We start from the raw sequence: 8,512 nt of genomic DNA, 5'->3' as shown, positions 1-8,512 counted from the left end.
CGTTTCTGCACGGACTTCGTCCGTGCCCGGCGGGGGCTTCGCCACCCGCACCCCCGCTCTGTCCGGGGAACTCCGAACCGCGACGGGCTCACCCCGGTTCGGGGTTGCCCAGGGCGGCCTGGCGGGCCCGTTCCGCCGACAGCGGGCGGGCGTGGTCCGGGCAGCCGATCAGGGGGTCCTCCAGGGTCCGCAGCTCGTCCATGAGCTTCCCGCTGACGTCGTCCGCGGGGGAGTAGACCACGATCCGGGTCTCCGGCATGCCGGTGACCGTCAGCGACGTCGACACGGAGCGCAGCTTGCCTATGGAGGCGTGCTGCACGACCTTGATGCGCGAGCCCGGCGGCGCCACGTCCCCGCTGCGCCACAGCTCCGCGAAGTCCTCGCTTATCTCGCACAGACCGCGGATCAGCCCTTCCCAGGACGGCTCGCCGACATGCCGCCCGTACGCCCCGCGGAACGTGGCCACCAGCACCGGCAGTTCCTCGTCCCGGTTGGTCATCACGCAGCAGCAGGAGGGGACGGAAAAGAGCTGCCACAGCACGTTCCGCTGCCGCGGCGACGCGGCGCGGAGGGCGGGGAACATCCGCTCGTACAGCGCGTTGGCGGCGAGGACGTCGTACCGCGAGTTGTAGACCGCCGCGGGCAGGTCCAGGGCGGTCAGGATCGCGAGCACCTCCGGGCCGACGGACCGGGCGGCGGCGGCCGGCTGCGGCGCGTACGGCACCTCCGCCAGGTGGTACAGGTGCTCGCGCTCCATCGCGTCCAGCCGCAGCGTGCGCGCCACCGCGTCGAGCACCTGCGGGCTGGCGTTGATGCGCCGGCCCTGCTCCAGCCACGTGTACCAGGTGACGCCCACGCCGGAGAGCTGCGCGACCTCCTCGCGGCGCAGCCCGGGCGTGCGCCGCCGCGGCCCCGGAGGCATGCCGACGTCCGCCGGGGTGATGCGCGCCCGGCGGCTGCGCAGGAAGGCGGCCAGCTCCGGCCTGCGCGGCCCGTTCGCTACCGTTGCCATGCTCATCCCCCCAGGGTCGGGCCCTCCGGCCCGGCGTGCCAGGTGCTGCCAGTACCAGCATCGGCAGGCTCCTATTACCAGTACGGCGCCGGGGAGATGCTGCCGTCATGCGTGACTCGACCACGACGGCCCCCGGCGGCGCCACCGCGTCAGGAACCGCCGACACCTCCAGTAAACCTCCCGGCGCCGACAGCGCACCCGCCGTACGTACCGGCTGGCTCCTCGGCATCGTCCTGGCCGGCCAGTTCATGGCGCTGCTCGACGTCTTCATCGTCAACGTCGCCGCCCCCACCATGCGCAGGGAGCTGGGCACCTCCGGCGCCGAGCTGCAGCTGATCATCGCCGGGTACACCCTCTCGTACGCCGTGCTGCTGATCACCGGCGCCCGGCTCGGCGGCCTGCTCGGCCACCGCCGCGTGTATCTCGGCGGGCTGGCGCTGTTCACCGCCGCCTCGCTGGCCTGCGGGCTGGCGGCCACCTCCGGGCAGCTGATCGCGTTCCGGCTGGTGCAGGGGGTGGGCGCGGCGGCGATGATCCCGCAGGTGCTCAGCCTCATCCAGCGCCACTTCACCGGCACCGGGCGCGTCCGCGCCCTCGGCGTCTACGCGGCCGTCCTGGCCACCGGCGCCGCCGCCGGGCAGATCGTCGGCGGCCTGCTGGTCAGCGCCGACATCTTCGGCTGGACCTGGCGCCCGGTGTTCCTGGTGAACGTGGTCGTGGGCATACCCCTGCTGGCGCTCGGCGCCCGGCTGCTGCCGCGCGACGAGCCGCACCCCGCGGCGGCCGGCGGCCCGCCCGGCGGGGCGATCGACCGCGGCGGCCTGGTGCTGCTGGCCGCGGCGGTCACCCTGTTCACCGTGCCGCTGGTGCTCGGCCAGGAGCTGGACTGGCCCGCCTGGGGCTGGGCCATGCTGGGCGGCAGCGCCGTGGCGGCGGCGGCCTTCGCCGCGTACGAGCCCCGGCTGGCGCGCCGCGGCGGCGTGCCGCTGTTCCCGCCGCGTGTGGTGCGCGCGCCCGGGATGCCCGTGGCCGTCGTGCGCTCCCTGCTGGCGATGGTGCTCAACGGCGCGTTCATGTTCGTCATGGCGCTGCACCTGCAGGCCGGGCTCGGCTTCGGCGCGCTGCGCGCCGGGCTGACCTTCGTGCCGACCGCCGTCGCCTTCGGGGTCGCCGGCCTGACCTGGCAGCGGCTGCCGGAGCGGCTGCGCCCGCTGCTGGTGCCGGCCGGCTTCCTGACGACCACGGTGTCGTTCCTGGCCGTGGGGCTCGCGATGCGCGACGGCGGCGAGGGCGGCCCCGGCTTCTACGCCGGGCTGACCGGCGTCGGCGCCGGCCTGGCGCTGGCCTTCAGCCCCAACCTCACCGGCGCGCTCGCCCTCGTACGCCCCGAGGACGCGCCGCACGCCAGCGGCCTGATGACCACCACGGCACAGCTCGGCGGACTCGTCGGGGTGGCGACGATCGGCACGCTGTACCTGGAGCGCGCGGGCGCGCTGACCCTGCGGGCTTCGGCGGACGCGGTGTGGGACGCGTCCCTCGCGCTGGCCGCCACCGGAGTGCTGGGGCTGCTCGCGGGGGTTCGGTACCGGTATCGGCGCTGACCACGACGGCGGCGCGTGGCAGAATCACAGCATCCTCACAGGGCGGAAGCCGAAGGGAGGGGCTGCGAGATGCCTTCATGCGCCACCGGGAGGCAGCCGGCGGCCGGGACCCGACGGCCGGCAGCGTACCGTGCCTCCGCCCTGCACTGCCCGGCCTGCGGTTCGTCGCACGTCGCGCAGGTCCTCGGTGACAACGGCGGAGTGTCCTATGTGTGCACGGCCTGCGGCCACAGCTGGAGCTGACTGATGGGAGCACACAGCCGGAAGTGCGACTGGTGCGGGAACGGCACCCCCATCGTGCGGGACATGGAACCCCTCAACCCCGACTACCAGTACTGGTGCGAGGAGTGCGCGCGGGCGCTGATCATAAAGGGCGACCCCATCGAGACGTACCGCGAGCTGGAGGGGGAGCCGATCTACGGCCGGCTGCTGGACGAGCACTGCACGCTCAAGCGCTTCTACTCGTTCGCGACGGCCTGACCGGCCGCCGGCTCCGGCCGGCGGTGGGGTAGGGTGAGGCCCGCCCCGGGGCTATAGCTCAGTTGGTAGAGCGCTTGCATGGCATGCAAGAGGTCAGGAGTTCGATTCTCCTTAGCTCCACTCGCACCTCCGGGAAGCCGCAGCCGGCACGCCGACCGCCTGCGATACCCTGACCCCATGCGTGCCCGACGCCTTCTGCTTAGCGGGCCGCGCTGACGGCAGGAAACACTCAGCGCGGCGTCCCCTCCTGTGCGAGGGGATTTTTCGTTTCCGCACCCGACCGCAGGCAGAGACCACCAGGAGCTTTGAGGACGATGAGCAGCGAGACGACGACCGCCGCCGCCACCGAGTCAGTGCCGGCGACGGCACCGCACCGCTACACCGCGGCCCTGGCCGCCGAGATCGAGGCCCGCTGGCAGGACTTCTGGGCCCGCGAGGGCACGTACGCGGTGGACACGGCCGCGCCGTCGGACCGGCCGCGGAAGTTCATCATGGACATGTTCCCGTACCCCTCGGGCGCCGGCCTGCACGTGGGCCACCCGCTGGGGTACATCGCCACCGACGTCTACGCCCGCTACGAGCGCATGACGGGCCACGACGTGCTGCACACCATGGGCTTCGACGCCTTCGGCCTGCCCGCCGAGCAGTACGCCGTACAGACCGGCACCCACCCCCGCGTCACCACCGAGGCGAACATCGTCTCCATGCGCCGCCAGCTGGGCCGGCTGGGCCTGGGCCACGACACCGACCGGTCGTTCGCCACGATCGACCCGGACTACTACAAGTGGACCCAGTGGATCTTCCTGAAGATCTTCGACTCCTGGTACGACGAGGAGGCCGACGCCGCGCGCCCGATCGCCACCCTGGTCGAGCAGTTCGAGACCGGCAAGCGCGAGACGCCCGACGGGCGCCCCTGGGCCGCGCTGTCCGCCGAGGAGCGCGCCGAGGTGCTGAGCGGCCACCGCCTGGCGTACGCCTCCGACTCGCCGGTCAACTGGTGCCCCGGCCTGGGCACCGTGCTGGCCAACGAGGAGGTCACCGCCGACGGCCGCTCCGAGCGCGGCAACTTTCCCGTCTTCAAGGCGAACCTGCGCCAGTGGATGATGCGCATCACCGCCTACGCCGACCGGCTGCTGGCCGACCTGGACGAGCTGGACTGGCCCGAGGCCATCAAGCTGCAGCAGCGCAACTGGATCGGCCGCAGCGAGGGCGCCCGCGTCGACTTCCCCGTGGGGGGTACCACCCACGCGAGCGGAGCGAGTCGTGGGGACGCCCAAGGGGAGGCCGGCGCCCGGATCTCGGTCTTCACCACCCGCCCCGACACCCTGTTCGGCGCCACCTACATGGTGCTGGCGCCCGAACACCCGCTGGTCGACACCATCGTCCCGGCCGGCTGGCCGCAGGGCACGCACGCGGTGTGGACCGGCGGGCACGCCACGCCCGCCGAGGCGGTCGCCACGTACCGCGTCCAGGCCGCCGCCAAGTCCGACGTCGAGCGGCAGGCCGAAGCCAAGGAGAAGACCGGCGTGTTCACCGGCGCGTACGCCGTGAACCCCGTCAACGGCGAGCGCATCCCCGTCTTCATCGCCGACTACGTCCTGATGGGCTACGGCACCGGCGCCATCATGGCCGTACCCGGGCAGGACGCGCGCGACTGGGCGTTCTCCGAGGTCTTCGAACTGCCCATCATCCGCACCGTGCAGCCGCCGGCGGACTGGGACGGCAAGGCGTACACCGGCGACGGCCCCGCGATCAACTCCGCCGGCCCGGGCGTCGACCTGAACGGCCTGGAGGTGGCCGAGGCCAAGCGGAAGATCATCGCCTGGCTGGAGGACCAGGGCGTCGGCGAGGGCACCGTCAGCTTCCGGCTGCGCGACTGGCTGTTCAGCCGCCAGCGCTACTGGGGCGAGCCCTTCCCCATCGTCTACGACGAGAACGACGTCGCCCACGCCCTGCCCGAGTCGATGCTGCCGCTGGAACTGCCCGAGGTGAAGGGCGCCGAGGACTACGCGCCGCGCACCTTCGACCCGGACGACGCCGACAGCCGCCCCGAGACCCCGCTGTCGCGCAACGCGGACTGGGTGAACGTCACCCTGGACCTGGGCGACGGCGCCGGCCCGCGGCGCTTCCGGCGCGAGACCAACACCATGCCCAACTGGGCCGGCTCCTGCTGGTACGAGCTGCGCTACCTGGACCCGCACAACGCCGGGCGGCTGGTCGACCCTGCGGTCGAGCGGGCCTGGATGGGCCCGGCCGAGGGCAAGCCGCACGGCGGCGTCGACCTGTACGTCGGCGGCGCCGAACACGCCGTGCTGCACCTGCTGTACGCCCGCTTCTGGTCCAAGGTGCTGCACGACCTGGGGTACGTCTCGTCCGCCGAGCCGTTCCACAAGCTGTTCAACCAGGGCATGATCCAGGCGTACGTCTACCGCGACGGCCGCGGCTTCCCGGTGCCCGCCGCGGAGGTCGAGGAGCGCGACGGCGGCTACTGGTACGGCGACGAGCGGGTCAGGCGCGAGCTGGGCAAGATGGGCAAGTCCCTGAAGAACGCCGTCACACCGGACGAGATCTGCGCCGAGTACGGCGCCGACACGCTGCGGCTGTACGAGATGGCCATGGGCCCGCTGGACGTCTCCCGGCCCTGGGACACCCGCGCGGTCGTCGGCCAGTACCGGCTGCTGCAGCGGCTGTGGCGCAACGTCGTCGACGAGTCGACCGGCGCCGTCACCGTCGTGGACGAGGAGCCGGACGAGGAGACGCTGCGGGCGCTGCACAAGGCCGTCGACGGGGTCACCCGGGACATGGCGGCGCTGCGCTTCAACACCGCCATCGCGAAGGTGACGGAACTGAACAACCACGTCACCAAGCTGCGCGCGGTGCCGCGGACCGTCGCCGAGGCGCTGGTGAAGCTGGTCGCGCCGCTGGCGCCGCACGTCGCCGAGGAGCTGTGGCGCCGGCTGGGGCACGCCACGACGGTGGTCTACGAGGCCTTCCCGGTCGCCGATCCGCGGTACGTGGCCGACCAGACGGTGACGTGCGTGGTGCAGGTCAAGGGCAAGGTCAAGGCCCGGCTGGAGGTCTCGCCCGACATCGCGGAGGCGGAGCTGGAGGCGGCGGCGCTGGCGGACGAGGCGGTGCGGCGCGCCCTGGGCGGGGCGCCGGTCCGGAAGGTGATCGTACGGGCGCCGAAGCTGGTGAACGTGGTCATCTGAGGGCGCCGGAGCCGCCGGAGCCGCCGGAGCCGCCGGAGCCGCCGGTGGCGCGGGTGGCGGGCAGGACGGGCGGGCCCCTGCGGCCCTCCGGGGGCAGTCCCTAAGGGACGATTCCGGGAAGGGCCGGGGGCCGGTGGGGCCGCCCGGCCCTCCCGTACCCGTAGGCTGGAGTGAAGACCACTTGCCGTGGCCGCCCGGGCCCGCAGGCCGTGATGGAGGGATGCAGACCTCATGGACGTCGTCGTCGCTCTGCTGGCGCTGTTCTTCGTGCTCTGTGTCGCGGCGGGCGTGGTCGTGACCGTGAAGGCGACGCGGGCGGTGAAGCGCGGCGTCGAACGCACGGTGGCCGACACCCGCAGAACCGTCCAGGAGACCACGCTCAAGGCCCGTCGCGCGGTGCAGCCCGGCGCGGCCGGGGACATCGCCGGCCTGCGGCTGTCCCTGCGCGGCTCCATCGACGCGACCCGCCGCGAGCTGGAGCACGCCCTGCCGGGCGACCCCGGGCTGCGCGAGTCGATCGGCCTGCTGGACCGCCTGCACGAGTACGCGCGACAGGTCGACGGCGAGCTGCGGCACCTGGAGCGGGAGCCGGACAAGTCGCGCGTCGCGGAGCGGCTGCCGGAGCTGCGGAGCCGGGCGGAGCGGATCGCGCAGTCGGCGAACTCGCTGCGCTGGGCCGCCCAGGACCGCGTGCGGCACACGGCGGGGGACGACGACGGGCTGGACGCGCTGACGACGCAGATCGACCTGGAGACGGGGGCGCTGCGGCACTGGACGCCCGCCGACGAGCGGCAGGCCGGCACCACCGCGGGCACGGCCGCCGGCGGGCCCGGAGGAGACGCGGGGCAGAAGCGGGAGGACGCGGGGGCCGCGGACGGCGCGGACCGTGCGGACGGTGCGGACCGGTCGCCGAAGCAGCAGCCGGCGCTGTCGTCCGGCGGTACGGCGGAGGGGCAGGACGCCTTCCAGGCGCTGCTGTCGAAGATCGAGAAGCTGCGGAAGCCGGAGTCGGCCTAGCCCGGTCCCGCGTCGGGACACCGCGCTTGACCTCGGCGTACCCGCTAGCCCGTACGCGCCGTGCGGGCCCTCGGATGCGGGGTGTTCGGCGCGCCCAGTAGTGTCTTGGGCATGTCCCCCGATGTCGCGATCGTCGCCGATTCCACGGCCTATCTGCCGCCCGAGGCGATGCGGCGGCACGGCATCATCTCCGTCCCGCTGACCGTCGTGCTCGGCGACCGGGCGCTGGAGGAGGGCACCGAGATCTCCGCCCGCTCGCTGGCGGAGGCGCTGCGCAAGCGGAACCCGGTGACGACGTCGCGGCCGAGCCCGGCGCGGTTCGCGGAGACGTACCGGAAGGCGGCGGAGGCGGGCGCGCGGGGCATCGTCTCGCTGCACCTGTCGGCCGAGTTCTCCGGGACGTACGACGCGGCGGTGCTGGCGGCGAAGGAGGCGCCGGTGCCGGTGCGGGTGGTGGACACCCGGATGGTGGCGATGGCCCTCGGCTTCTGCGCGATCGCCGCCGCCGAGGCCGCCGAGGCGGGCGGCACGGTGGACGACGCGGTGGCGGCGGCGGAGCGGCGGGCGGCGGGCACGTCGGCGTTCTTCTACGTCGACACCCTGGACTACCTGCGGCGGGGCGGCCGGATCGGGACGGCCCAGGCGCTGCTGGGCTCGGCGCTGGCGGTCAAGCCGCTGCTGCGGCTGGACGGCGGGCGGATCGAGCTGCTGGAGAAGGTCCGCACGGCGGGCCGGGCGATCCTGCGGCTGGAGGAGCTGGTGCTCGACCGGGCCGCGGAGGGGCCGGCGGACGTGGCGGTCCACCACCTGGCGGCGGCGGAGCGCGCCGCGGAGCTGGCGGACCGGCTGCGGGAGCGGGTGCCGGGAGTCGGGGAGCTGCATCTGAGCGAGGTCGGCGCGGTCATCGGGGCGCACACGGGGCCGGGGCTGCTGGGAGCGGTGGTGTCGCGGCGGGTCGCGTAGGCGCGCGGGGCCGCGGATTGTCCACAACCGGCGGGTTATCCACAGAAACAGGCTGTGATCGTCGGGGGTGGGGGCGGAGCTCGTACCTTCGGGTCATGAGCGCACGTACGGAGACCAGGGGACCGGGACGGCACGAGCCGGGAAGGCGGCGACCTGGGCGCGGCGGCGCGGGCGCGGGCGGGCCGGGCCGGCCGCGGCGGCGCGGGCTGGAGGAGAGTCCGCAGGCG

The 8,512-nt window shown here is 73.8% G+C and carries 6 protein-coding genes and 1 tRNA gene; 6 read left to right on the top strand and 1 reads right to left on the bottom strand.

Features of this window, described 5'->3' with window-relative positions; translation table 11 throughout:
- Positions 1-88 precede the first annotated feature (88 nt).
- Positions 89-1,018: a helix-turn-helix transcriptional regulator gene (locus ABD317_RS12005; RefSeq protein ID WP_344289762.1), complete on the bottom strand. Its 930-nt coding sequence runs from the start codon at positions 1,016-1,018 to the stop codon at positions 89-91.
- Between the two features lie 101 nt (positions 1,019-1,119).
- Here ABD317_RS12005 and ABD317_RS12000 point away from each other — a divergent pair, with 101 nt between their 5' ends.
- From ABD317_RS12000 to ABD317_RS11975, 6 genes are all read left to right on the top strand, one after another.
- A complete protein-coding gene (locus ABD317_RS12000) occupies positions 1,120-2,613 on the top strand; it encodes an MFS transporter (RefSeq protein ID WP_344289761.1) in 1,494 nt (497 codons plus the stop codon).
- Positions 2,614-2,859: 246 nt separating this feature from the next.
- A complete protein-coding gene (locus ABD317_RS11995) occupies positions 2,860-3,093 on the top strand; it encodes a hypothetical protein (protein WP_026276023.1) in 234 nt (77 codons plus the stop codon).
- A 47-nt stretch (positions 3,094-3,140) separates the two neighbouring features.
- Positions 3,141-3,213: transfer RNA gene (locus tag ABD317_RS11990), tRNA-Ala, on the top strand.
- Between the two features lie 194 nt (positions 3,214-3,407).
- Positions 3,408-6,305: a leucine--tRNA ligase gene (leuS, locus tag ABD317_RS11985; RefSeq protein WP_344289759.1), complete on the top strand. Its 2,898-nt coding sequence runs from the start codon at positions 3,408-3,410 to the stop codon at positions 6,303-6,305.
- 231 nt (positions 6,306-6,536) lie between these two features.
- Positions 6,537-7,322: a hypothetical protein gene (locus ABD317_RS11980; RefSeq protein WP_027753359.1), complete on the top strand. Its 786-nt coding sequence runs from the start codon at positions 6,537-6,539 to the stop codon at positions 7,320-7,322.
- 111 nt (positions 7,323-7,433) lie between these two features.
- Positions 7,434-8,285 (top strand): DegV family protein, encoded by an 852-nt coding sequence (locus ABD317_RS11975; RefSeq protein ID WP_344289758.1) that lies wholly within the window; start codon positions 7,434-7,436, stop codon positions 8,283-8,285.
- Positions 8,286-8,512: the final 227 nt, after the last annotated feature.

This window comes from Streptomyces synnematoformans (assembly GCF_039531005.1).
Classification (GTDB): Bacteria; Actinomycetota; Actinomycetes; order Streptomycetales; family Streptomycetaceae; genus Streptomyces; species Streptomyces synnematoformans.
The sequence above is the reverse complement of the archived record's forward strand: the minus strand, read 5'-3'. Positions and strand labels throughout refer to the sequence as shown.

Coding starts and splice junctions, on each gene's coding strand:
- ABD317_RS11975 (WP_344289758.1), top strand. CDS start 7,434: ATGTCCCCCGATGTCGCGATCGTCGCCGATTCCACGGCCTATCTGCCG.
- leuS (WP_344289759.1), top strand. CDS start 3,408: ATGAGCAGCGAGACGACGACCGCCGCCGCCACCGAGTCAGTGCCGGCG.
- ABD317_RS11995 (WP_026276023.1), top strand. CDS start 2,860: ATGGGAGCACACAGCCGGAAGTGCGACTGGTGCGGGAACGGCACCCCC.
- ABD317_RS11980 (WP_027753359.1), top strand. CDS start 6,537: ATGGACGTCGTCGTCGCTCTGCTGGCGCTGTTCTTCGTGCTCTGTGTC.
- ABD317_RS12000 (WP_344289761.1), top strand. CDS start 1,120: ATGCGTGACTCGACCACGACGGCCCCCGGCGGCGCCACCGCGTCAGGA.
- ABD317_RS12005 (WP_344289762.1), bottom strand. CDS start 1,018: ATGAGCATGGCAACGGTAGCGAACGGGCCGCGCAGGCCGGAGCTGGCC.